At 69.6% G+C, this 22594-nt stretch carries 25 protein-coding genes; 3 read left to right on the forward strand and 22 right to left on the reverse strand.

Annotated elements, in window-relative coordinates; genetic code table 11:
- Position 1: 1 nt before the first annotated feature.
- Entirely contained in the window at positions 2–1390 is a 1389-nt protein-coding gene (locus ACOTKD_RS28105; RefSeq protein ID WP_424891769.1) for a GH1 family beta-glucosidase, read from the forward strand.
- A 10-nt stretch (positions 1391–1400) separates the two neighbouring features.
- On the opposite strand, the gene ACOTKD_RS28110 is transcribed toward ACOTKD_RS28105, so the two are convergent.
- Positions 1401–2270, reverse strand: a complete 870-nt coding sequence (locus ACOTKD_RS28110) for a spermidine synthase (RefSeq protein WP_424891770.1) — start codon at positions 2268–2270, stop codon at positions 1401–1403.
- Positions 2271–2300: 30 nt separating this feature from the next.
- A complete protein-coding gene (locus tag ACOTKD_RS28115; RefSeq protein WP_424891771.1) occupies positions 2301–2747 on the reverse strand; it encodes a hypothetical protein in 447 nt (148 codons plus the stop codon).
- Positions 2748–2968: 221 nt separating this feature from the next.
- Between ACOTKD_RS28115 and ACOTKD_RS28120 the strand changes: the two genes are divergently transcribed.
- On the forward strand, positions 2969–4288 hold the full coding sequence (locus tag ACOTKD_RS28120) for a tetratricopeptide repeat protein (RefSeq protein ID WP_424891772.1): 1320 nt from the start codon (positions 2969–2971) through the stop codon (positions 4286–4288).
- A gap of 467 nt (positions 4289–4755) precedes the next feature.
- Here ACOTKD_RS28120 and ACOTKD_RS28125 read toward each other — a convergent pair whose 3' ends face one another.
- The 4 genes from ACOTKD_RS28125 to ACOTKD_RS28140 form a co-directional block, all read right to left on the reverse strand.
- A complete protein-coding gene (locus ACOTKD_RS28125; protein WP_424891773.1) occupies positions 4756–5562 on the reverse strand; it encodes a hypothetical protein in 807 nt (268 codons plus the stop codon).
- A gap of 160 nt (positions 5563–5722) precedes the next feature.
- Complete coding sequence (locus ACOTKD_RS28130; RefSeq protein ID WP_424891774.1) at positions 5723–6127, reverse strand: hypothetical protein; 405 nt, start codon at positions 6125–6127, stop codon at positions 5723–5725.
- A 118-nt stretch (positions 6128–6245) separates the two neighbouring features.
- On the reverse strand, positions 6246–7475 hold the full coding sequence (locus ACOTKD_RS28135; RefSeq protein WP_424891775.1) for a helix-turn-helix domain-containing protein: 1230 nt from the start codon (positions 7473–7475) through the stop codon (positions 6246–6248).
- An 83-nt stretch (positions 7476–7558) separates the two neighbouring features.
- Positions 7559–8107, reverse strand: a complete 549-nt coding sequence (locus tag ACOTKD_RS28140; RefSeq protein WP_424891776.1) for a hypothetical protein — start codon at positions 8105–8107, stop codon at positions 7559–7561.
- A 136-nt stretch (positions 8108–8243) separates the two neighbouring features.
- Between ACOTKD_RS28140 and ACOTKD_RS28145 the strand changes: the two genes are divergently transcribed.
- Entirely contained in the window at positions 8244–8459 is a 216-nt protein-coding gene (locus ACOTKD_RS28145; RefSeq protein ID WP_424891777.1) for a hypothetical protein, read from the forward strand.
- A 43-nt stretch (positions 8460–8502) separates the two neighbouring features.
- Here ACOTKD_RS28145 and ACOTKD_RS28150 read toward each other — a convergent pair whose 3' ends face one another.
- The 16 genes from ACOTKD_RS28150 to ACOTKD_RS28225 all read right to left on the reverse strand — a co-directional run bounded on the left by ACOTKD_RS28150 (position 8503) and on the right by ACOTKD_RS28225 (position 22593).
- Positions 8503–8754, reverse strand: a complete 252-nt coding sequence (locus ACOTKD_RS28150; RefSeq protein WP_424891778.1) for a hypothetical protein — start codon at positions 8752–8754, stop codon at positions 8503–8505.
- Positions 8751–8981: a holin gene (locus ACOTKD_RS28155; protein WP_424891779.1), complete on the reverse strand. Its 231-nt coding sequence runs from the start codon at positions 8979–8981 to the stop codon at positions 8751–8753. The genes ACOTKD_RS28150 and ACOTKD_RS28155 overlap by 4 nt, the downstream gene beginning before the upstream one ends.
- A 5-nt stretch (positions 8982–8986) precedes the next feature.
- Positions 8987–10018, reverse strand: coding sequence for a peptidoglycan recognition protein family protein (locus tag ACOTKD_RS28160; RefSeq protein WP_424891780.1), 1032 nt, complete (start codon positions 10016–10018; stop codon positions 8987–8989).
- An 8-nt stretch (positions 10019–10026) separates the two neighbouring features.
- Entirely contained in the window at positions 10027–10545 is a 519-nt protein-coding gene (locus ACOTKD_RS28165; protein ID WP_424891781.1) for a hypothetical protein, read from the reverse strand.
- Between the two features lie 9 nt (positions 10546–10554).
- Positions 10555–12783, reverse strand: coding sequence for a hypothetical protein (locus ACOTKD_RS28170; protein WP_424891782.1), 2229 nt, complete (start codon positions 12781–12783; stop codon positions 10555–10557).
- Positions 12784–12785: 2 nt separating this feature from the next.
- Complete coding sequence (locus tag ACOTKD_RS28175) at positions 12786–13292, reverse strand: hypothetical protein (protein ID WP_424891783.1); 507 nt, start codon at positions 13290–13292, stop codon at positions 12786–12788.
- 9 nt (positions 13293–13301) lie between these two features.
- Positions 13302–17342 carry a phage tail tape measure protein gene (locus tag ACOTKD_RS28180; RefSeq protein WP_424891784.1) on the reverse strand — a complete coding sequence of 1347 codons (4041 nt, stop codon included), beginning with the start codon at positions 17340–17342 and terminating at the stop codon, positions 13302–13304.
- A gap of 120 nt (positions 17343–17462) precedes the next feature.
- Positions 17463–17864, reverse strand: coding sequence for a hypothetical protein (locus ACOTKD_RS28185; RefSeq protein WP_424891785.1), 402 nt, complete (start codon positions 17862–17864; stop codon positions 17463–17465).
- A 22-nt stretch (positions 17865–17886) separates the two neighbouring features.
- Positions 17887–18294 (reverse strand): hypothetical protein, encoded by a 408-nt coding sequence (locus ACOTKD_RS28190; RefSeq protein WP_424891786.1) that lies wholly within the window; start codon positions 18292–18294, stop codon positions 17887–17889.
- Between the two features lie 6 nt (positions 18295–18300).
- Complete coding sequence (locus tag ACOTKD_RS28195; RefSeq protein WP_424891787.1) at positions 18301–18729, reverse strand: hypothetical protein; 429 nt, start codon at positions 18727–18729, stop codon at positions 18301–18303.
- A gap of 11 nt (positions 18730–18740) precedes the next feature.
- Entirely contained in the window at positions 18741–19487 is a 747-nt protein-coding gene (locus ACOTKD_RS28200; protein WP_424891788.1) for a hypothetical protein, read from the reverse strand.
- Positions 19487–19945 carry a hypothetical protein gene (locus tag ACOTKD_RS28205; RefSeq protein ID WP_424891789.1) on the reverse strand — a complete coding sequence of 153 codons (459 nt, stop codon included), beginning with the start codon at positions 19943–19945 and terminating at the stop codon, positions 19487–19489. The genes ACOTKD_RS28200 and ACOTKD_RS28205 overlap by 1 nt, the downstream gene beginning before the upstream one ends.
- Positions 19945–20343, reverse strand: a complete 399-nt coding sequence (locus tag ACOTKD_RS28210; protein ID WP_424891790.1) for a hypothetical protein — start codon at positions 20341–20343, stop codon at positions 19945–19947. Before ACOTKD_RS28210 ends, ACOTKD_RS28205 begins: the two co-directional genes overlap by 1 nt.
- A gap of 3 nt (positions 20344–20346) precedes the next feature.
- The gene (locus tag ACOTKD_RS28215) at positions 20347–21396 is read right to left on the reverse strand and encodes a hypothetical protein (protein ID WP_424891791.1); all 1050 of its coding nucleotides are present in this window, start codon (positions 21394–21396) and stop codon (positions 20347–20349) included.
- A gap of 40 nt (positions 21397–21436) precedes the next feature.
- Positions 21437–21886, reverse strand: a complete 450-nt coding sequence (locus ACOTKD_RS28220; RefSeq protein WP_424891792.1) for a hypothetical protein — start codon at positions 21884–21886, stop codon at positions 21437–21439.
- Entirely contained in the window at positions 21883–22593 is a 711-nt protein-coding gene (locus ACOTKD_RS28225) for a hypothetical protein (protein WP_424891793.1), read from the reverse strand. Before ACOTKD_RS28225 ends, ACOTKD_RS28220 begins: the two co-directional genes overlap by 4 nt.
- Position 22594: the final 1 nt, after the last annotated feature.

Raw genomic sequence — 22594 nt, forward strand, 5'->3', positions numbered from 1 at the left:
CATGACCGTGAACTTCCCGCCAGGCTTCCTCTGGGGCACCGCCACCGCCGCCTACCAGATCGAGGGCGCACCCCACGCGGACGGCCGCACCCCCTCCATCTGGGACACCTTCTCCCACACCCCCGGCAGGACCCTCGGCGGCGACACCGGCGACACGGCCACCGACCACTACCACCGCCGCCGCGACGACGTCCGCCTGATGGCGGACCTCGGCATCGGCGCCTACCGCTTCTCCGTCTCCTGGCCGCGCGTCCAGCCCGCCGGCCGCGGCCACCCCAACCAGCCGGGCCTGGACTTCTACCGCGCCCTCGTCGACGACCTCCTCGAACACGGCATCTGCCCCGTCCTGACCCTCTACCACTGGGACCTGCCGCAGGAGCTGGAGACGGCGGGCGGCTGGCCCGAGCGCGGCACCGCCCACCGCTTCGCCGACTACGCCCTCCTCGTCGCCGAGGCCCTCGGCGACCGCGTCGACATGTGGACCACCCTCAACGAGCCCTGGTGCAGCGCCTTCCTCGGCTACGGCTCCGGCGTGCACGCCCCCGGCCGCGCCGACGACCTGGCCGCCCTGCGCGCCGCCCACCACCTCAACCTCGCCCACGGCCTGGGCGCCCAGGCCCTGCGCGCGGCCCTGCCCTCCCACGGGCAGGTGTCGGTCACCCTCAACCCCGGCGTCGTCCGGGCCTTCACCGACGCCCCCGCGGACCTCGACGCCCAGCGGCGCATCGACGCCCTCGCCACCCGTATCTTCACGGGGCCCATGCTGCACGGCTCGTACCCGGAGGACCTGCTCGCCGACACGGCGGGCATCACGGACTGGGCGTTCGTGCACGACGGCGACCCGGGCGTCATCAAGCACCCCCTCGACTCGCTGGGCATCAACTACTACACCCCCACAGTGGTAGCAGCCGCCACTGACAACGGCCTTCCCGGAGAGGCCCCGGAGCCCTCGCCCTGGCCGGGCGCCGCCGGCGTCGCCTTCCACCGCCCGCCCGGCAAGCGGACCGCCATGGACTGGTCCGTCGACCCCACCGGCCTGTACGACCTGCTGGTCCGCTTCGCCGAGGAGGTCCCCGGCCTGCCCCTGGTGATCACCGAGAACGGTGCCGCGTACGACGACAAGCCCGACGGCGACGGGACGGTGCACGACCCCGAGCGCATCGCCTACCTGCACGCCCACCTGGACGCCGTCCGGCGGGCCATCGCCGACGGCGCCGACGTCCGCGGCTACTTCCTCTGGTCGCTGCTCGACAACTTCGAATGGGCCCACGGCTACAGCAAGCGCTTCGGCGCGGTCCACGTCGACTACGCCACCCAGACCCGCACCCCCAAGTCCAGCGCCCGCTGGTACTCCCAGGTCGCCCGGACGGGCCAGCTGCCGCCCTACTAGCGGCCCGGGGTCACTCGAAGACCGACGGCGGCGGCTCCGGCGACGGCCGGGCGCTCGCGTCCGTGACCGGCGCCGCGCCGCCCGTGAAGTCCGCCAGCGCCCGGCCGTGTTCGACCCGCCCCTGGTGCGGGTCGGACGCGGCCCTGCGGGTCAGCTCGGCGACGGGCAGGGGGTGGTCGGAGGCGAGCAGCACGGCGTTGCCGAAGCGGCGCCCGCGCAGCACCGCCGGGTCGGCGGTCAGGCAGAGCTCGGGGAAGACGGTGCCGACCGTCGCGATCTGGGACTTCACGTAGGCCAGCGGCGGGCCGTCCGCGAGGTTCGCCGCGTAGAAGCCGCCCGGCCGCAGCGCCCGCCGCACCTCGGCGGCGAACTCGGTGCTGGTCAGGTGCGCCGGCGTGCGGGCGCCGCTGAAGACGTCGGCGATGATCAGGTCGGCCCAGCCGTCCGGCACCTTGGCCAGCCCCTCCCGGGCGTCGCAGCCCCGCACCCGGATCCGCCAGCCGCCGTCCAGCGGCAGCTCCCGCCGTACGAACTGCACGAGCGGCGCGTCGATCTCCACGATCTGCTGGGTCGAGCGGGGCCGCGTCGCGGCGACGTACCGGGCGAGGGTGAAGGCGCCGCCGCCGAGGTGGAGCGCCTGGACCGGCTTGCCGGGCGGCGCCACGAGGTCGGCGATGTGGCCGAGCCGGCGCTGGTAGGCGAAGTCCAGGTACGAGGGGTCGTCGAGATCCACGTGGGACTGGGGCGCGCCGTCGATCAGGAGGGTGAAGCCCCGGGGGCGGTCACGGTCGGGCACGAGCTCGGCGAGCCCGCCGGCGACCTGCTCCGCGACCGGTTCGGCGGCGCGGCCGCGCCCTTGCTTCTTCTTGACCTTGCCCACCCGGCAAGTATCGCCCAGGGGGCGGGGCGGCTAGCGGCAGCGGTCGACCGCCGCGATCGTCCGCGCGGCCTCGCCCAGGGCGTCGCGCAGCACCGCCGGGTCCGTGGCGGAGGAGAAGGCGGCCTCCGGGGCGACGAGCCAGCCGGCGCCGGTGAGGAGCGGCCCTTCCGGGACCGCGCGGAGCCCTCGGCCGTGGGTCTGGGTGCAGGCGCTGCCCGGCACGTCCCAGGCGTCGGCGGTGCCGGGGGGCACCAGGAAGCCGAGGGTGTCGCACTCGTCGTCGTGCAGGACGGGGCCGACGCCGTCGCGCAGCCGGAGGATGTCGACCGCCTCCAGGCCCTGCCGGGCGGGGACGGTGACCAGGTCGCACGGCCCGGCGTCGGGGGCGAGGCCCGCCGCCCGGGATGCGCAGGGAGAAGGGCTGCGGTCCTGACGCGGCTGGTGCAGGGCCGTCGTCCACGAGCTGCTGCTGTCCACTCCGGCCTCCACCAAGGGAAACCCCTCCTCCGACGTGCCACTACGCTCCGCGTCGAGCGTGCTCGAAGGGTTCAACGCGCGAGGGGCGTCAACGGCAACGGGCGCATGCCGTCACAAAGGATGGCACTTCATGGCGGATCGCGGGTGGGATATCCGGTTTGTAGCGAAACGAGGGGCCGAACGGGGGGAATGGGCCACCGATTGCCGGTACGGTCGCGCCCATGGTGTCGCCCCACGCGCCGAACACGGCGTTCCGGCAGCTGCGGGGCGCCCGTTCGGCGGCCGAGTTCGCGGCGGCCGTACGGCGGGCGGCCCGCGAGATCGGCGAGCAGGTCTCGTGCGACGCGCGCTACATCGGCCGCGTCGAGTCCGGGGAGATCCGCTGCCCCAACTACGCCTACGAACGGGTGTTCCGGCACATGTTCCCCGGCTGCGAGCCGGAGGACATGGGCTTCGTCCCGCGCGAGGTGGTCCGCGGGCGGGGGGCGCGCGGCCAGGGGAGCGCTCCCTCCGATTGCACCGACCAGCCCAAGGAGAGCGACGTGTTGCGGCGCGCGTTCATGACCGGCAGTACGGCGGCCGCGGTGGCCGCGGCGTCCCTGGGGGCCGCCGCCCCGGCCGCCTCCGCGGTGCGCCTCCCGCGCCGCGCCGGCGAGGCCGAGGCGTCCGCCGTCGAGCAGGCCGTCCGCCGCATCCGGCTGCTGGACGACCGGCACGGCGCCGACGGCCTCTACCGCCGCGCCACGCGGCCGCTGCAGCTCGCCTACGAGCTCCTCGACGCCGGCGCCCGCCGCCAGTCCGTGGCCGACCGGCTGCAGTCGGGCGCGGGCGAACTCTCGCTCTCCGTGGGCTGGCTGGCCCACGACTCGGGCCGCTTCGCCGACGCCCGCTCGCACTACGCCGAGGCGCTCGCCACGGCCCGGGTCGCAGGGGACGCGGCCCTGGAGGCCCACGCCTTCTGCAACACCGCCTTCCTCGCGCGCGACGCGGGCCGCCCGCGGGAGGCGGTGCGCGCGGCGCAGGCCGCCCAGGGCGCGGCCAGGGCGCTGTCCTCGGCGCGGCTGATGTCCCTGCTGGCCCTGCGGGAGGCGGGCGGCTGGGCCGGGCTCGGCGACCGGACCGCCTGCGAGGCCGCCCTGCTGCGGGCGCGGACGCTCTTCGGCCGCGGCCCGGGTGACGCGGACCCCGAGTGGATGAGCTTCTTCGGCGAGGCCGAGCTGGAGGGGCTGGAGGCGCAGTGCCGGTCGGCGCTCGGCGACTGGCGGCGGGCGGCCGTCCACGCGCAGCGCGCCGTCGACCTCCAGGACTCCCACTTCGCCCGCAACATCGCCCTCTTCACCGCGCAGCTCGCGGGCGACCTGGCCCGGGCCGGTGCGCCGGACGCGGCGGCGGCCGCCGGGGAGCGCGCGCTGGACCTGCTGGCCGAGGTCCGCTCGGCGCGGATCCGGTCCATGCTCGCCGCCACGGCCCGGCTGCTCGGCGGCCGGTACGGCGGCGAGCCGTCGGTGGCGCCCTTCCTGGAGCGACACGCCGCGGAGTGACGCCGAACGGCGTACGCCCGGCCCGCGCCCGGGGGAACGGGAGCCGCACGAGAACGACAAGGGCCCCGGTCCGCTTCCGCGGACCGGGGCCCTTCGCCAGGGTGAGTAACGGGACTCGAACCTAATCCTTGAACATATTGTGACCTGCGACGATGTCGAAAACTGGGACATTCCCATGTAGTTCGATGTCGCTCGATGTCGCTGGATGCCGCCAACAGCCCAAGCGGGTTCCCACGGGAACACGGCCTCACGAGGTCCGCCCAGGGTTCCCCGCATGTGAGTAACCAAGCCCCTGACCGTGATCAGCAACAAAGAGGCCGGGCCCCAGACCGGAAGGTCCAGGGCCCGGCAGTGCCGCCTGCGGAGCCGCCTGGGGGGCAGGGCTACCGCAGGGGCCGCTCTTGGGAGGAGCAGGTTATGAATATGCCTTTCACATATATGGCGCCACCCCCAGACGGGGGCGCCCCTCAGATGCCGTTTACGTGCGCGAGGAGTTCCAGGACCCGCTCCACCTCGCAGAGCGCGCCCGGTCCGTCCGGTGGATTCAGCAGCCAGTGCACGCCCGGCGGTTCCCCTCGATGAGGCGCCGGCACGGCGATGCTGTGAGACGGGCCGAAACATGGAAAGGCGGCGTGATGCCACGCACACGCGGATCCCGGGGGCACGAGGACGTAGTGGTAGCGGTGAAGGGGGTCAGAGATGACGGCGCTGTCGATCCCGACTTCCTTGTAGCGCGCCTCAACCTCACGCCGGCCATCCGCACTGGCCGTCGCCGACAGGAGCTCCTGGGGGATCTGGATCGCGTCGAAGCGCACCCCGGTCATGCAGTGGGCCGGCTGATCTCGGAGCCATTCGTTCCGGCCGTGGGGCGCCAGAGCCGCTGAGAGCCATTCGACAGCTGCAGCGTGAGCATCAGAGCCTCCGGGAAGGCTGTCGAGGAGGTCCTGAGCATTCTGCGCGAGGTCGTGCACGTACTGCTCCGCTGCCTCGACGGACATGGCAGCCTCGATCTGCACGGCGAGCAGTTCCAGGGACTTCCGAGCATGGTTCTGCGGCCCGACCCAGACCCCTTTGGCAAGCCCCCGCTTCACGCGCAAGGCGTGCGCTCGGGCTAGGAGGCTGAGGCGGTTGATGTGCATGCGCAGGCGCGTCGCCAGGTCGAGCAGCGAGTCGTCGACCTCGTGGGTCTCCAGGATCTTGAGCCCTTGATCGATATCCGATTCGATCAACGCTCGGTCCATCCCCCCGAGGCCCCACGGGGTAGAGAGCGTCATCGCCCCTCCGGCGTCTGATGGCAGGTGCATGCGCATGGCAACGTTTCAGCTTGTCGTGGCTTGGGCCCGGCACTGATCCGGCGGATGCTCGTGGCCCCCGGGCATGTGGCGTGCTGCCCTGTTCGACAGGACTCGGCCAGGTGCGGTCTGGTAGGGCGGACTACTGGCACGGCTTCAGCGCGGCTCTCAGTGCGTCAGGATCGACGAGCGTGCCGTCAGGCAGCGTGAGCCAATGGAGACCAGGCGGCGCGACTACTTTGGGGCCCGGCACGCCGAGCCAGACTCCTTCGCCAAGGCACTCTGTGTCCGGCACGTCCCACGATTCGATGGTGCTGTTAGGGACGGCGAAGTAGACATAGCGCCCCGGCTCCAGAATGGCCGGCCCACGGAGGCCGCCGTCGACGGCGGCTGTCCCGAGGTCAGCCGGCACTTTGACGACGCACCACTTGAAGCCCAAGGGGAGCACAAGGACATGTGCGCTCGTCAGCCAGAGGTCGGCATGGTCAGGGTCCGGGTCGGACTCTGAGAGCCAGTCACGAGCGGCATTGGTCGCAGCGATGGACACAGAACGATCCCTTCAACGACACACCCAGTCCGGGTGGTTGAAGGGATCGTCCCGCTTGCAACAGGGGTCCTCGCCCACAAAGTGTGGGGATGGTTTTCCAGCGAACCGCTTGACAGCGTTACACGCCGGCCCAGCGAGCGAGCCCCGCAATGGAGTCATCCTGCTGGCGGTCTAGACGAACTAGCGTCGCGGCCGTTGAGCGCAGGGTCGGATGGAATCGCGCATGGCTGGGGGACGTGGCGCGGGCCCGCAACAGATCACGGTACGCCCCGTCCCGGTCTCCCTCTGTAAGCCGGGCTGCGGCCACGTCGATGTAGTGGTGACTGGCCCGCTCACCCGCGAGGGAGTCGGGGACCTCCCACTCGGCCTGGTCCTGCTCGGCCCCCCACTCACGCAAGCGGGCAAGCGCCTGCTCGGTGTCGCCGGAGTCGATCAGGGCAGCGACCTCGTGAATCTTGAGGTTGGTGGGCCCGAAGGACATCTCGTAGTGATCGGTGTCCCGCCCAAGGGTCTGAGCGTTCCACCGGGCTTCGTCCAGCCGAGAACGGGCTCGATCAGGCTCGCCATCCCGCGCTTCGAGGATGGCCAGCTTGAGCAGAACTGCCCCCTGCAGTGCCACGTGGGCGTCAGCGAGGCACTGCTCGGGAGCTAGGCGATCGATCTCCTCCAGGAGTCCCTCAAGCACGCGTCGGGCGGGCAAGTACGTACCCATGCGGACCATAGCGCCGGCTTTGAGGTAGGCGGCAGTGACCTGCATGAGGGGATCGCCAGACTGACCCGCAGCCCACCGGACGCGCTCGATCGCGGTGAGGCTCAGGTCGTGGTAGCCCAGCTTGTGGGCGAGGCTGTTGGTCGCGCGGTAGCCGCGAGCCAACCAGCCGAAAGCCTGCTGCTGATCTCGCCCCGTGCTGCCGAGCGCTACATGGGTGAGTTCGGACAGCAGCCCCGGGAGGAGGGGGCCCATGCGGACGTATTGGCCGTCCTGTCGCATCTGGGCGACGTGGGTCATCTCGGCGGCGAGTACGGGCAACGGCCGTGGTGCGGTGATGGGGTCGTCGGGATTGTCGTAGGTAAGCAGAACGCGCCGGAGCTCCGGGATGACGGCTTGGACCTGCTCTTCGGTCTCGGCTCCGTTGATGTACGGCTGCCCCGTGAGCCGGTCCGGGCCGACGCCGAGCGCACGGGCGAGCTGTGCGATCAGTCCGGGGGCCGGGTTCCGGTCACCGGACTCGAACTTCTGAAGGAGGCTTGGTGAGATCTTGACCCTGCTGGCGAGCTGCCGAACCGTGAGCTGGCGAACCTTGCGCAATTCGCGGATGCGCTCGCCGATGTGCGATGTGGTACTCATGCCGCCCCTCGGTGGTGTACGGACCGCCAGCGTAGAACGGCGTAAGCGGCCTCCGGAAGGGATGAAATCCCTGCTCCGATCGATCACCCCGGGGCCGAGACGAAAGCCCTCTGCAGCACCTGCGCGATCGCGAGGTCGTACCCCGGGGGCGGCATCGGCAAGCCGCGGGCCTTGGCCTTGCTGGTACCGAAGTACCGGACAGCGTGGGCGACAGGCGTACCGTCCGCCAGCACCTCATCGATCGCCGCACGGCGAAGATCCAAGGCCGACACTCTCCAGCTGAACCCCTCGGCGAGCTCCTGCATCAGCACAGCCTGACGAATCACCGACATCCCAGGCACCAAGGACGACGCCGTCCCACCGAGGCTCGCGAGCACATCGAGGGCCGCAGCAACAGTCGGCGCAATCGTGATCACGCGTGGATTCTCCAACGGTCCCGCCCGGAGCCGACGGTGCTCGCCCTCCGCCGGCCAGTCGGCTGGCTGCAGTCGCTCTACGTCCAGCGGGTGCATGCCGACCAGGAGCCACAGCATGACGGTCGCGTGGTCAACCGGGTCGCCGGTGGCCGCGGCAAGGGCAAGGAAGCGTCGCGCGTCCTCGCGATCGAGTCTGGGGCGGTCGGACAGGAGCACAGGGCCACCTCGTAGTGCGAGATCTTGACGACCGCACGGTAGCCACACTGGCACCTATCAGGGAGAGGATCCGGGAAACCGCCTGCTTGGAGTACCTGCAAGTGCTATAAGCCCTGTCCACCGACACTGTGGATGCATGGCCGGTCAGCCCCGCATCATCGTGTCCCCGCCCGACGCCTCCGGCGGCCGGCGGGTACGCGTGGGCGGCGAGATCCTCGGCATCGCCTACAGGCCAGCTGACGTCATCGAATTCGCCCGACGTGCCGGCCTGGACGAGCACCTCTTTGCCATCGACGACGACCGGCTGATCGAGTGGCGGGGCGGCGGGCCCGATGACTGGGCGCCCCCGTGACCGAGTAGTCCAAGGGAGGCCGCGCCGACAGCGCGGCCTCCCCTCAGCGGGCGATCGTCCCGTACAGCGACAGCAGCAGCGCCGCCACGCCCACAATGGCGGCCAGAGAGGGCAGCGGCCACCGGGCTTTCTCCAGCGCCGCGATGCGGGCCTCCATCGCGGCGATGTCGGTCTCGGCCGCGGTGGTGCGCTGGAGGAGTACGTCCAGGCGCCCCTCCAGGCGGGCGAAGCCGGTGTCCACGCTGCCGCGCAGGCGCTCCAGCTCGACCGCGACCGACGGTTCGGGAATGGTCACTCGCGGCCTCTCACAGTCTCCGTGAGCCCGGGGCCCTCCGGACCGCCGGATGTGGCTATCGCGGTGAGCAGAGCAAGGACCGCAGCGAGGCCGGCAGCCGACAGGGCGCCCACCCAGTCCGCATCGAGGACCCCAGTCGCGGAGGCGCCGAGGACGGCGAGCAGGGACTGGGCGAAGGTGCGGACGACGCGCTCGAACGTCGCAGCCCAGAAGGCAGCAGTGGTCATGGTCATTACCTCCAGTAGATGCCGCGCGCGGACGCGGACGTGAGGGTGGCAGGAGCGGTGTCCCCGGCGGTCGCCGGGCCGTACGTGACCTCAAAGCGCAACTGCTCGCCGGGGAGGATCGAGCCGGCGTGCGGGAAGTCGACGAAGGACGAGCCGGCCGTTGCGATGCGCTCGACGATGGGGCTTGTCCACCGTGAGCCGTCCGGGCCGAGGTGGATGAAGCGGCCCTGCAGGACCGACCCGGGCGGGGCGGTGACTCGGAGGTAGGCGCCGGCGACGTAAGCCTGCGCCCCCGAAATGAGGCTGTCCCTGCCGATCCGGATCGTGGTCCAGGTGTCCGGACGCAGGCTGACCTGCGCGTCGCTGTACTCGCCGAGGGTGTACGGCACGGTGCTCTCCGAGGGCGTAGAGGTGGGCTGTCCGGGCTGTCCGGACAGGCGTCGGGCGATCCGGGACCGCATGTCCGGCATCATGAAGCCGCGGGGATCTTGCTTGTCGTTGGACCATTCGAGGTGTCCGATCACGGACTTCGCCGACCAGCCGTGCGCCCGGCACAGGGCCGCCGAGACGCGCTCGATCGCGTCGAGCTGGGCGTCCGGCCAGGGGTCCACCCCGTCGCCGAGGTTGATGCACTCGAAGCCGTAGAAGTGCCGGTTGCCGTCGATCCCGTCGCTGTTGCCCTTGGTGGGAGCGGGCGGGCGGACGTCGTAGTCTTCGGCGATCACGTGCTCCAGCACGATCGGGTCGCCGCCGCCGGCGTGGTTGGTGCGTCCGTACCCGACGAGGTGCACGGTGCCGGCCTTGTCGATGACGCCGTGGCACAGCGGGCCGGGGAGCTCGTCATAGCCGTCGTAGCAGAGCTCGACGGAAGAGTCCGTCCCGGAGGTCACGGTGTGGTGGATCACGACCCCGTTGACCGGGCCCCAAGGGCCTTTCGCGTTGCGGTTGTGGGTGCGCCACGAGCCGTACTCGACGACGTGCACGCCTTCGGCATGCAGCGCGGCGAGGAAGTCGTCGGCGGTGAGTGGTGTTGCCATGGTGCCTCCTAGGCGATGCGCTGCATGGAGATCCACGAGTCGGTGTAGAGGATCGTGGCGGTGGCGCTGGACGAAGCCTGGGCCCACTGCAGGGCGAAGGTCCCGGCGGTCGAGGCGACGCGCAGGGTGCCGTGTATGACCGCCCCCAAGTCCCAGTCCGATACCCCGTACCAGTTGCGGCCGGACACGATGTCGTTGGACTCCAACCGGACGGACTGGCCGGTCGTGTTGCTGGTCGTAGCGCCGCTGCCGGCGGCGACCTGATGCCATTCGCCGAGCGCTCCCGTGGGAGCGGTGAAGTTCACCTGCAGGTCCGGGGTGGGGTCGGCGAAGTACTTGATCCATCCGTGCCAGATGTAGACAGCATTCGCTTCGACGCTGAAGGTGAGGTGCGGGTCGGCGGCGAAGGTTGTCGTGGACGCCCGTGAGGTGTCCGCGGTCTTGCGCGCGACCTGAGGCTGAGCGGACGCCAGCAGGGCAGCAGTGATCTTCTGACCAGCTAGGAAGGTGGGGTAGGACTCAGCCACGACGACCTCTCACAGGGCAATAACGGTGGGGTTGGCAAGGCTCAGGTCAGTGCCGGCAGCGTGGCTCTTGACGATGCCGTTCACGCTGCGCGTGACCGTGAAGGTCTGGGGACTCGAACCCCCTGAGACCGCGGTGACGCGCATGACCTCACCGCCGACGCGGACGTCGAAGGGCATGTCGGCGCTGTCGGTCGTCCACGCCGGGCCCGAGGTTGTGGCCACGGTGATGCTCGTCGACGAGGAGTCGACCGCGGCGTCCAGCTCGGCACCCGCGGTGTCGAGCCGCCCGTGGTCCACGCTGTCCAGGACACCCACCTCGTACGGCGATGCGGGGGCGCAGTTGAGGGTGATGCGGTGCTCGAAGTGGTCGATCGTCTCCGACAGGCCGAGGACGATCAGGCTGATGTCGTCCGGCGGCAGCCACGCAGGCGGATCCGTCACGACGACCCGGTCGCCCTGGCGCAGCCGCAGGACGGCCGTCTTCAGGGCGGGGTCCGCGGTGAAGGTCGAGTGAGCGAGGTTCACACTGACCTGCGGGAACCTCGCCTCGTCCACGGTGCCCATGTGCAGACGCCACGAGGCCTGATCGGCAAGAGTGGTGTCCGCTTCGACGTTGAGCGTGAGCGATTCGCCGTAGACGCCGATCCCCGTGGGCGGGTCGGCGGTGCCCATCGGGCCGGTGGTCAGGGCGGAGTGCGCCGTGCCGCCGTCCTGCCTCGTGATCGTGACGTCATTGTGGGTGAACTGGTCGTCGTCGACCGGTGTGAAGTTCTCCGCGAGCTGGTTCGCCGCATACGACAGGGTCAGGGCCGGATCTTGGTTGTACAGGTCCGTCCTCGCCCGGTAGCCGAGACCGAAGACCGCCAGGTTCTCGGACAGCACGCCCAGGTCGGCCTCGGTGGCCTCGGTGATCAGCTCGACTGGCTTCTTCTTCGCCTGCGGCCCCATCCGCACGGTGTCGCTCAGGTTCCCGAGTCCGTCGAAGGGGATGCCCTCCTCGGCGCAGATCCGTTGGATGCGTGCGCCGGCCGTCTCTCCGGAGGGGTCGAGGCGCTCGCCGAGGTCTGTGATCGGCGTGATGGCGTTCTGGAGGGTGACGTGGCCGAGGGTGGAGTAGTCCAGGCCGCGACTGACGCCGCCGCTCACCGGGGCGGGCGCCATCTGGATGTCCGTGATGCGGGCCATGGTCTTGCCGGTCACGGTGCCTGTGGCGCTGATGGCGTCGGTGGAGGTGACTTCCAGGTACCGGACGGCGCAGGAGATGTCCGCCCCGTTCTGCTGGAGTTCGATGCTCACCCGCAGGCGCTTGCCGCGCACGTCTCCGAAGGCGCTGACGCCGCCGGAGACCGTGACGCCAGCGCTGTCGAGGACCCGCAGCGTCAGCGTGCCGCCGGTGCCGTAGACGAGCTCCCACGTGGCGACCGCGGAGGACTTCATCAGCAGGGCGCAGATGACCTTGCCGGTGGTCAGGCCGTCCGGCGGGATGCTCAGCACGAACCGGCACTGGGCCGGTGACGTGGTCAGGTATCCCTGGACGCCGCCGGAGAAGGTGGCGTCGGTCATGTCGGGCAGGAGATCGCTGCTGCCGAAGTCGTTGTAGTAGGAGAGCGTCGGATTGCCGCTGATCGTCATCGTGGAGCCGTTGGTGAGCGCGGAGGCGATCGAGATGGAATCGCTGATGTCCTCGCACGGCCAGTACGCCAGCAGCGACCCGAAGCCGGGGTCAGTGATTGCGTTGTAGAGGACCGAGTGGGTCGGCGCGGCGCCCTGGGCGAGGCGCCGCAGGATGCCGGCCGCATCGACCTCCACCCAGACATCGGAGCCGGAGATATCCCATTTCGTAGGCCAGTTGGATATCTCGCCCCAGAATCGGTACAGCTTCCCGCCTGTGCTGGGGTCGGGCACGTGCACGCGGAGCGGAGTGTTGCGGCCGAGCTGCCCGTAGTACGGGGACATGGGGTTGCGAGGGCTGAAGCGGCCATCACGGTTGTTGAGCTGGAACCGGCACACGGAACGCTCCGTACTACCGGCCTCGTCGCCTTGTCCGCGGGTGATGCTGATCTTCTCCGAACCGCTGCGAGTCATCACCAGGCTGGTGATGTCCACCCAGCCGCCGTCGAGGAACAGCTCGACGACGACCGGCTGTCCGCTCGCCGCCTCGCCCGAGCCGCCGAACGGGCCGGGCGTGCCGCCCATCCGCCGCTGCCACGCGGCAACCCGTGCCGCCAATCCCGCCATGACTATTCGTCCCAGCAGACCCAGCAGACCATGTTGGAAGCCGACGTCGCGAAGGTCGCCCGAACCCTCAGGAACTTCGACACCGCCACGATCGGGCGCTCGTCCGGCATCCACTGGTAGAAGTACGTGAGGTCCGTCGCGCCGGCGGCCAGGGGGATCTCTTTGACGTCGAAGACCCTCGCCGCGGTCGTGGTGCCCTCGGCGGTGGCGGTGTAGCCGGTCGCGCTGGTCCCGAGCGTCAGCAGGCTGGCCGGGGCATTGGGGTCGAGCGGCTGGACGCCGGCCGCCACGTGCGCCGTGACCGTGGCGGCGACGTCCGTCTGCAGAAGCTCGACCACCGAGGCCGCGCCCGGCGCCACGTCGAGAGAGAACCCCCAGCTGATCAGCTGGATCTGCCGCGTGGACGGCGTCGCGAGCTGAAGCATCGTCTTGATCGCCGTGCCCGTAGTCACCTTGACCTGCGCCGCCGTCGTCGGCATCGCGCCATTCCACGTCTTGTACCTGTGCATCCCCGCTCCTTACGCGCCAGCCCGGCCGAGCACGGCCTGGACATTGCCGCCACGCACACGGATCGCCCCGCGCAGCAGCTCCACCAGCAGGTCATCCATCCGCGACCCGCCCGAATTGATCTCCAGGACGACCGTCCCGCCCCCGCCACCGGACGCCGCGGCCAGGGCCCGGCGCGTGTAGCCGGCCGTGCGCACCATCGTTCCCGCGGGAAGCTCCGCGATCTCCGGGCCCTGCTCGCCCACCAGCGTCCAGGCGCTGCGCGGACCGCCGCCCGCGGCCCCAATGACACCGCCGGTCGCCTTCCCCTTGATGCCCAGCGTCTTCTCCAGCGTCCGCTCCATGGCGGCTGCGACGCGCTCCATGGCCGCGCGGAGCTTGTCGTGGGTCTTCTCCAGGCTGCTGACGAGCTTCTGCGTCGCTTTGATCTCCGCCCCGTAGAGGGCATCTGCAGTCGTCTGGCCGGCCGAGGAAGCAGCCGAGCCGATCTGCGTCCGCAACTGGTTGATGCGCTTCAGATCCGACTTTGAGGCGCCCATGAGCGCCTCGGCCGTCTTCAGCCCGCTGTCGAGGCCGCCTTGCGCGATCTCCTGCAGCGAGCTTGCGTTCAGCCCGCGGGTCTTGAGGGTCTTGAGCGCGCTGTCGAGGCTGACGGCCTTGTCGCGGTTGCCGACGAGGTCGTTCATGATGTCGCCGAGCGAGGTCCGCTTGCCGCTCTGCACGGCGCCGGTGATGCTCGCGGCCGACATGATGCCCGACGACACCTGGTCCTTGGCCTGGGCGAACTTGTCGTTGAGGCTGGTGAGCTTGTCCCGGGCGGAGTCCAGGGCAGTGTTGACCTTGGTCAGCGCCTGCTCCTGCTTGATCAGCTGCACGCCCGTGCGGGAGAGAGCGGACTGCAGGTTCTTCGCGGTCGCGCCAGTGAAAGACTCGTTGATCAGCCCGCGCCAGTGATTGAGAGAATCCGCCAGGTCCCCGAGGGAGTTCGGGTTGTCCATGGCCGCAGCGAACTCCGACCGCTTCCAGCCGGCCATCTGCCCGAAGTAGGAGACCGTGAGGTCGCTGCCCATCTGGGAGCGGGCCTGCTTCATCTCATCACTGATCTGGCCGCCGCTGGCGAAAGCCTGCAGAGTGCCGGCGTTCAGGCGGTCGAGGAAACGGGTCCCGTACTTCTTCACCGCCGCCGCACGCAGCACGTACTCGCCGTTGGACCCCATCAGGGGCACATCATCCGACGTCCCCGTCCCGGGGCCCCGGATGAGGCCGCCGGTTGCGAAGTGCCCGGACTGCCACCAGGGCGTCTGCGGGATCTCCACATAGTTGCGGTACGTGGTGATCGTGACCGTCTTATCGTGCACCGAGGCGAGCTCGGCCTTGGCCTGCGACACCGCGGATTCCAACTGGCTGATCTGCGCCCGCAGCGCCGCCCGCCGACTGTCCGGCACGTTCTTCAGCTGCGCCTTCGCCGAGTCCAACTTGGCCTGGATGTCGGCGAGCGTGCCCCGCACGTTCGCTTTCCGGCTGTCAGGCAGATTCTTCAGCAGCGCCTTGGCGGCGTTGAGCTTCGACTGGACGTCGGAGACGTTGCCCTTGACTGTCGTGGTTTTGACCGGGGGGATTTGCAGGAGGCTGTCCGCAAGGGACTTGGCCTGCGACTCGGTCAGCCCCATCGCCCGCGCGGCGGAAACCAGCTGACTGTGACCGCGCGCGTAGATGGCGTTCACCGTGTCCCAGGACTTGCCCTGATCCAGCGCCGCCGACGTCGCCGCGTCCGTACGCGCCCCAAGATTTTCCAGGGCGGTCGCCGCATCCCGGGCCCTCTGGCTGGTGAGCTTCAGCTCGCCGTGGCTCATGCTCAGCGCGCCAGCGTTCGTCTTCGCGGACGCCGCGGCATCGGCAATGGACTGCTCGAACTGGATCATCCCGTCGAGGCCCTTGCGGTTCACGTCATTGAGCGCCTGGATGCTCTGCCTCAGCCCTTCCGCCGACGACTTCTGTGCCTCCAGGGCCTGCTGGGTCGTGATCGCCTCGGCGCCGAAGCGCCCCATGGACTCCGCCGCGAGCTTTTGCTGGGCGTCGCTGCTGGCGAGGGCGTCCTTGTACTCGGTGAGCTTGCTCTTAAGCTCTTTACCGCTCAGCCCCTGCTTCTCCATCGCCTTCGCGATGTCCTTAAACGCCGCGGCCGCCAGGTCCTGCCGACCACTCTTGACCAGCCCGGCGAGGCTCTTGTCGAGCGCGTCAAGGTTCTGCTTGGCGTTCTTGATCGGCGTGGAGTCCATACCGACCAAGCTGGTGAGGAACTGCTGCGTCTTATCCAGCCCGCTCGGACGGGACAGGGTGCGCAGCGAGTCGGCGAGGCCGCCGAGATCCTTGCCGTAGACCCGCAGCGCCTCACCCGAGACGCGACCACTGCGGCCCAGGTTGGTGATGGCCGTGGCCATCCGGTCCGCGTCCGGCGGGGCCTTCTTGCCGATGTTCGACAACGATGTCAGAGCAACGACAAGCGCGGCGATACCTGCCACGACGATGCCGGCCCGAGCAGCCGCGCCCAGCGACAGGAACGCTGCCTTCAGGCCCGCCAGCCCCCCGCCAGCGGCCACCGAGGCCGCCTGCAAGGCCGCGAACCGCGCGCCGACAGCCGCCACGACCGCTTGGGCAGCAGCGGCAGGGTTGCGGATGGCCGCCAGGGCGGCGCCGGCCGCGACCTGAGTGCCGGACCACACGGCCGTGGCTGCGGCTGCGGTGACCTGGGCAGCCTTGACGGCCAGGAGCTGCACCACCATGGCCGCGGCGCCCGCCCGGGAGACGGCAAGACCGGCCTCGGCGGCGATCTGCGAATCGCGAAAGAGCCACGTGGCGATGGCCGCACCCTTCATCGCGGCCGATACCGCCAAGGTGATGGCCAGCAGGCCAGCCATGGCGCCGGCGACAACGAGGACCGCGTCCCTGTGCTTGAGCAGGAAGCTGATGATGCGCTGCAGGACGGGGATGATCTTCTCGCCCATGCTGATCATCAGAGCATCGAAGCTGGTCTGCAGCTGCTTGGCCTGGAAAGCGAAAGTCTTCTGGGTCTCCTCCCAGGACTTCCCGAAGCCCTTCGCGCCCTTCTCCAGGGCCGGGTACTTCGACTCGAGACGGTCCATCTGGGAGACGAGGACGTTCAGGCCGGCACCGGCCTTGCGGCCGAAGGCGTCGGTGATGATCTGGCCCTGCTCCTTGGAGGAGATGCCAGCCTTGTGCATCCGCTCGACGAGGTCTTCCAGGGCGAGTTTCAGGCCGCCGCGCTGCATGTCCTTGGCCAGAGTGTCCTGAGCCAGGCCAAGCTTGGTGAGAGCGTCGCCGGAGCCCTTGACCGGGTTGGCCAGGGCCATGACCGACATGCGCAGCTGGTTGCCGGCCAACGCGCCGCGGATGTTGTTGTCACCGAAGACCGCGAGGGCGGCGCCGACGTCGGCGATGTTGAGGCCGAAGCCCTTGACGGTGGCGACCATGCCGGAACCGAAGGCGGACGCGAGATCCTGCATCTTCATGTCGCCGACACCGACCGTGGCGTTCAGCACGCCCATGGCCTGGTCCATGTTCTGCACGCCCGGGATGTTGGAGGCGACCGCGGCGGTCAGGGCGTTCGTGACGTCGACGAGGTTCGCGTGGCCGGCGGTGGCTCCCTTGGCCGCGACTTCGACCATTTCCAGGGCCTTTTTGCTGCTGATGCCCATCGACTCGAAGTTCGATTCGACGTGAAACAGCGACTCCGCCAGCGAGTTGGGGTCCTGGCCGACCTTCCCCGCGAGGTCGAGCACGCCCTTGGACAAGCCTGAGATCTTGTCCTTCGCCACCCCCGCCTGCGTGTTAAGGAGGGCCATCTTGGAATCAAAGGTGGCGGCCATTTTGACGCTCTCGGCGCCGATGAGGGCCAGGCCTGTGACGGCGAGGGCAGAGGTCTGGTGGAGCTTCTTCATCGCGTTGTCGACGGCCGAGAGGCTTTTCACGGAGTCGGCCATGGCGGGACCTGTCAGGTTCTTAGCCGTGATCAGGATCTCCACCACGTTCATCCGTGTTCACCCCCAGACTTTCGATCGTGATCAGCCTCAGCAATTCCGCCGGTTCCGCCAGTACTTCGCTCGGCAGCTTGTGCCAGCGGTCGCACAGGCCGAGGATGAATTTGGCGTGCCTCAGCTCGCCAGGCTCGCGGACAACGGTTCCATCGGAAGTGACGCCTCCGGGGAAGTTTCGCCAGAGGGCGAGGGACTCCCCAAAGGGGCCGGGACACCCGCAGCCGCGCTCGTCCACTCGTTGATGATCGCGAGGATGAAGTCCAGGTCCTCGTTCTTGAGTGCCTCCAGCGTTGGCGGCACCGGGACCCCGTTCTCGTCCTCCAGGTTCCACTCCACGATCCGCTCGGCGAGGAGCTCGACCATCCGCTCCATCGTGTCGCCGTTGGAGGTATCGGAACCCAGGGCGCCGAGGGCGATGGACTGCCCCACCGACACCGACCGCAGCGTCACTTCCAGGCCGGCCATGTCGCCGTCCTTGAATTTCAGCCGGTACACCTTGGGATTGCGCTTGTAACCCATCTCAGGCCCCTTGTTCGCTGTCTTACGTCCAGGTCGGCACAGTGCCGTCAGCCAGCACGCCCGGCACGGCCCAGGTGAGTTCGCCGGAGTTCGAGCGGGTCAGCGGGTAGTCCGTGAACAGGACCTCGTTGGCGAGCGTCTGACCCGACACCGCCAGCGTGATGGTCCGCGTCACCGACGTCGACGGCACCGTCTTGAACACGTCATGCGACTGGTTCGCGGCATCGTTGAACACGCCGTTGAGCGTCACCGAGAAATCCGCGAGCAGCAGCAGCCGCTCCATCGCGGACTTGTCGATACCGGTGATGTCCTGCACCGCCCGCGGCGTAGCGAACTGCAGGTGGGTCACATCATTCTTGATGGCCCGCGCGGTGCCGCTGCTGTCGTCGACCGAGCAGGTCGTCCACCCGAGACCCGATTCCTTTGCCATGGCTGGTCATCCCTTCTTCTGCTGCTCGACGAGGCGAAGCTGGTGCTCGCCGAAGTCCTCGACCCAATCCGCGGCCCGCTGATGCTGCCGGGAACGGCCGGTGGGGTTCTCGCGCCAGTCACCGTCACGCACCAGGTAGATCTCCGGCCGTGTCCGGTGATCGGCGAAACACCGCTGCCCCGGCTCGAACACGAAGACCGTCAGGCCCTCGCTGGTGCGCTGCTCGCGGAAGGTGCGCCGCGACTGGGTCCGGATGTAGGCGGCCTGCGTGCGGCCGAGCTCGGTGGCCTCGTCGATGGCCGACTGCCAGCCGTGCCGCCAGGCCACGCAGTCGACCTGCTCGCAGGCCGCCCGGAGAGTGGTGTCGCGCGGCGAGGTGATGCTGTACGTCTGGTAGGCGCCGGGGGCCAGCAGCTCCCGGTCCGCGCGGATCATGGGACGGTCCATCAGAAGCTCACCGCCGTGGCATTGCGGACGACCGACACGGCGAAGACTGCATTGCTGAAGGTGCCCGTGGTCACCACACGGAGATACCGTTCAACGGTCTGCCCGGAGGCTGTGGCGATGCGCTCCGAGGTGATGCCGGTCGCGGCGGTGAAGGCGCCGCCGGTCACGTCGGCCCAGGCGTCGCCCGCGCCGTCGTCGCTGCTCTCCTGGATCTTGACCGTGACGGACGTGCCGGTGAACGCGAAGACGTGCAGATAGGCCTGCAGGCCGAATGCGGTGGAGCCGGTCCCGAAGTCCACCGACGAGCCGTTCGTCGCGGAGCCGTCCGTCCGCTTTCCTGCGGTCAGGCTCCTGCCCCACTCGACGCCGTAGCCGTTTGCCTGGGCCTCGACGGTGAAGGTGAAGGCGCCGGCGTTGTCGCGGTTGCCGTCGTAGTTGATCTGCTTGGCGACAATGTTCGCGGACGCGCCCCCCAGCGTGGTGCCGCGGAAGTACGACGCGATCACATCCGTAGTCGGCAGCGCCGACAGCCGCAGGTGGGCGCGGTCAGTCGCCGGATTGAAGAAGGTCGAGAACTGCATCCGGCCGTCGCGCCGGCCGCCGATGCGCTCCTGCGCAGACTTGTCGATGCCCGTGACCTCGATCGGGGTGATGCCCCCGCCGACGTTGCTGAGGCTGCCGATGTCACCGCTGAGGTCGTATCCGGCGATGTAGAAATTGTCCCCGAGGCCTGATTGCTTGGCCATTACGGCACCTCGTCCCAAAGGTCGTTGACGATCACGGGCAGGGTCACCGTCATCACCCGGTACTCCGCCCCGGACTCGATGAGGTAGCCAGCCCGTGCTGAGAGCGGGTCACCGAAAGCCCCGAGCAGGTCGACCTGCCGCACCGCGCCGCCGAGCGTGAAGTCCCCGCTGTAGGCGGCCATGAGAGCGTCCAGGGCGGCCATCAACTGCGGGTCGATCGCGTCGGCCGGCTGCTGCAGCAGCGACGTGTACAGACGCACGCAGAACGCAAGCCGTGTCGATGTCGCGGCCAGGCCGGAGGCGCCGACGGCCGGGCCGATCTGCTCCACCCACACCGCGGCCGTCAGCCCCGTGGTCGGCGGGGACTGGGGTTCGTGGCCGTTGACGGCCTCGAAGTAGCCCAGGCTCATGGCGTGGGAAACCACCGAGTCGAGGATGCCGCTCACGTTCAAGGTCATCAGAGCATCCCCATCGCCTTGTACCGGGCCAGCAGCTCATAGGCGATCTGCGGGGCCTTGCGGTCCACGAGGGCCTTGGTGCGGCGGAAGGTGGCGTACCCGGGGAAGCGGGTCACGGGGCTGTTGCGGGAGCCGGTGCCCTCCAGCCACGGCCCGTAGATCACGCCGCCGTCCGAGACCCGGTAGCCGCTGCCGGCCCGGTCCACGGTGATCCGCGACTGGTAGTAGCCCGTGGGGTGCTGCAGCACCTCCCGCAGGCGGGCTTGGATCTGGTCCTCGGCGTAGGTGGCGACCTTGTACCCCACCTGGTCGCCGTAGGTGTGCAGGGCTGCGGCCGTGCGCCCGTCGAACATGGGGCCCCGGCGGATCATGCGGGCGTCGAAATCAATTCCAGGCATCGCCTACACCGCCCTTGTCCGGGCCTTGCGGCCGTGACTGCCGTACACCTGGGCGCGCAGCTCTTCGAGGCTCGCGGTCACCGCGGCGATGCTGCGCGTGCCGGTGCCGGTCTGCGCCCGCACCGTGCGCGCGTACCCGGCCGGCTCCTGGAGGAGGGTGTTGCTGGCCTCGGCGATGGTCAGGGTCTGCACCGGGCCCGGGGGGTTCCACCGGTAGATGTCGTCACCCGCGCTCATCGTCGCCGCGGTCGTGCCGAGCGCCCCGCGGGTCACGGTCAGCGTGCGGAGTGCGTAGATGTCGGATCCGGTGTGCGCTGCCAGGGTCGAGCCGTCCCAGGCCCGCTTTACGGTCAGGCTGGTGGCAGTCTTGTCCACGATAAGCATGCGCTCGGAGTCCAGCAGGATGACCTCCCCGACGGAGAAGCCGGCGCTCACGCCCTGCACAGTGACGTCGGCGGCAGACGCGGTCATAGGGGCGGGGAGGTCGACGAGCGTGTCCTTCATCGACTTCTCCATGACGAGGAGCCGTTCGGCGCCGACCCGCAGGACGGCCCCGACGCCGATGCCGGCCGAGGTGGTGACGTCCAGGTCGGTCTCGGTGAGGGTCATCGACTCGTCCACGTCGGCCACGTAGGTCTCGTCGTTGCTGTAGCCCCACAGGCCGGTGACGGTGATGTCCCGCTGGTGGGTGCTGCCGCCACCGAATGAGGCGCTGGTGGAGAGCTTGAGTTCGATGCGGCTGTACGGCGGACCCGTCCGGTTCGGCTCCAGGTTGTACGCGCTCGACCCGATCGTCACCCCGCCCGACGAGAGAGAGGCGACAGAGATCAGCTCGCTGTCGTCCAGCCACAGCCGCCACGGCCTCGCGGTCTGCTCATTGGGCCAGTCCCAGTACCGCGTCGCGGTCAGGGGGTAGAACCGGCGGTGCAGCAGCCCTTCCACGCTCCTGGAGGCCGCCTCGATGGCGCGGTCGATCCTGCTGTTGGCGCGCGCGGTCTCCTTCACATCGAGCGCGTCCTTCACGTCCTCGCGGGTGGCGTACCACACGCCCATCGCCGGTCACCTCCTCTCACCGTGTCGCCGGGGCCCGGGGTCAGTTCGTGTCGTCGTCGCTGGTCTCGTCAGGCTCCGACGTAGGACCCGTCGGGTCGCCATCCGTCGAAGGGACAGAAGAGCTCTCCATCGGGTCCTTCGCGGAGCGGCTCGCCGTCTTGCGGGCACGCTTGCCGCGCCCGGATGCGCTCGGCTCGCTGGTCATCAGCGGCGTCGGCGTAGATGTCGAGGAGCTGGTACCAGGACATGCGGTGTCCTCCTCCGGTAGCGGGGCGGCGTCCGGATCGGGCGCGGTGACCGCGGGTTCGGTGGCCGGTGCCGCCTCCGGGGGCTCGGGAGCGGAGGCAGCACCGGCGTTCGTGGCGCCGACGTGGCGGGCGATCTTCGGCATGGACCCCTCCTCGTGGAAGGCCGTGGAGTGGCAGCGCGGGCAGCGGAAGAGACCCACGGCGTACTTCGTCGTGCATTCGTCACAGGTCCAGAGCGTCATGAGGCCGGCTCCACGATGATCCAAGCGACGGTGCTCGTGTCGGTGTTCGAGCTGGAGGTCACGGTGAAGCTCGTGCCGGCCGAGCGCGCCGAGACCCGCAGCCACCCGGGGGTTCCGCCGTCGACCTGGCTGGTCAGGAAGACCCGCGAATTCGCCGTGACTTTGGTCGTGGCCACGGTGGCCGCGCCGGCCACGAGGGTGGCCGTGCCCATGCAGGCGTTGGCGCCTTCCTTGACCTTCAGGCCCTTGCCGACCGTGCCGATCGTGACGTCGCCGAGGCTGGCGAAGTCGCCGTTGGTCTGGGCGCCCTGGAGCGTCGTGTACCCGCCCACGGTCAGGGCGTCATCGGTGGCCAGCGTGTCCGCGCCGCTGCGGTAGAGGTTGGTGTCGGCCGCTGCCGCGCCCGAGCCCCACTCGATCTTGCCGTCGGCGTTGACCACGAGCCGGGCCACGGCGTCACCCGCCACCCGGACTGTCACCGTGTCCGTGGTCGACGCCGCGCCCTCCAGCCGCCACCCGCCCGTCAGACGCAGCAGGCCGGCCGAGTCGCGATCGAGAACGGTGTCCGGCAGGGTGCCGGTGCCGTCCATGAACTCGATCCGGCCGTCCCGGACGACGATGCGCTTGCCCAGGAGCAGGGGTTCCTGCTCCTGGGTCTGCGCAAGGCCGCTGATGGTGCCGCCGCGGTGGCGTGACGTCTTCGGCATG

This window comes from Streptomyces sp. XH2 (assembly GCF_049725035.1).
Classification (GTDB): Bacteria; Actinomycetota; Actinomycetes; order Streptomycetales; family Streptomycetaceae; genus Streptomyces; species Streptomyces roseoverticillatus.

Excerpts from the sequence above, each read along its gene's own strand:
- ACOTKD_RS28105 (WP_424891769.1), top strand. The coding sequence starts at position 2 with ATGACCGTGAACTTCCCGCCAGGCTTCCTCTGGGGCACCGCCACCGCC.
- ACOTKD_RS28120 (WP_424891772.1), top strand. The coding sequence starts at position 2,969 with ATGGTGTCGCCCCACGCGCCGAACACGGCGTTCCGGCAGCTGCGGGGC.
- ACOTKD_RS28125 (WP_424891773.1), bottom strand. The coding sequence starts at position 5,562 with ATGACGCTCTCTACCCCGTGGGGCCTCGGGGGGATGGACCGAGCGTTG.
- ACOTKD_RS28135 (WP_424891775.1), bottom strand. The coding sequence starts at position 7,475 with ATGAGTACCACATCGCACATCGGCGAGCGCATCCGCGAATTGCGCAAG.
- ACOTKD_RS28145 (WP_424891777.1), top strand. The coding sequence starts at position 8,244 with ATGGCCGGTCAGCCCCGCATCATCGTGTCCCCGCCCGACGCCTCCGGC.
- ACOTKD_RS28155 (WP_424891779.1), bottom strand. The coding sequence starts at position 8,981 with ATGACCACTGCTGCCTTCTGGGCTGCGACGTTCGAGCGCGTCGTCCGC.
- ACOTKD_RS28160 (WP_424891780.1), bottom strand. The coding sequence starts at position 10,018 with ATGGCAACACCACTCACCGCCGACGACTTCCTCGCCGCGCTGCATGCC.
- ACOTKD_RS28170 (WP_424891782.1), bottom strand. The coding sequence starts at position 12,783 with ATGGCGGGATTGGCGGCACGGGTTGCCGCGTGGCAGCGGCGGATGGGC.
- ACOTKD_RS28175 (WP_424891783.1), bottom strand. The coding sequence starts at position 13,292 with ATGCACAGGTACAAGACGTGGAATGGCGCGATGCCGACGACGGCGGCG.
- ACOTKD_RS28180 (WP_424891784.1), bottom strand. The coding sequence starts at position 17,342 with ATGAACGTGGTGGAGATCCTGATCACGGCTAAGAACCTGACAGGTCCC.
- ACOTKD_RS28185 (WP_424891785.1), bottom strand. The coding sequence starts at position 17,864 with ATGGGTTACAAGCGCAATCCCAAGGTGTACCGGCTGAAATTCAAGGAC.
- ACOTKD_RS28190 (WP_424891786.1), bottom strand. The coding sequence starts at position 18,294 with ATGGCAAAGGAATCGGGTCTCGGGTGGACGACCTGCTCGGTCGACGAC.
- ACOTKD_RS28195 (WP_424891787.1), bottom strand. The coding sequence starts at position 18,729 with ATGATCCGCGCGGACCGGGAGCTGCTGGCCCCCGGCGCCTACCAGACG.
- ACOTKD_RS28200 (WP_424891788.1), bottom strand. The coding sequence starts at position 19,487 with ATGGCCAAGCAATCAGGCCTCGGGGACAATTTCTACATCGCCGGATAC.
- ACOTKD_RS28205 (WP_424891789.1), bottom strand. The coding sequence starts at position 19,945 with ATGACCTTGAACGTGAGCGGCATCCTCGACTCGGTGGTTTCCCACGCC.
- ACOTKD_RS28210 (WP_424891790.1), bottom strand. The coding sequence starts at position 20,343 with ATGCCTGGAATTGATTTCGACGCCCGCATGATCCGCCGGGGCCCCATG.
- ACOTKD_RS28215 (WP_424891791.1), bottom strand. The coding sequence starts at position 21,396 with ATGGGCGTGTGGTACGCCACCCGCGAGGACGTGAAGGACGCGCTCGAT.
- ACOTKD_RS28220 (WP_424891792.1), bottom strand. The coding sequence starts at position 21,886 with ATGACGCTCTGGACCTGTGACGAATGCACGACGAAGTACGCCGTGGGT.
- ACOTKD_RS28225 (WP_424891793.1), bottom strand. The coding sequence starts at position 22,593 with ATGCCGAAGACGTCACGCCACCGCGGCGGCACCATCAGCGGCCTTGCG.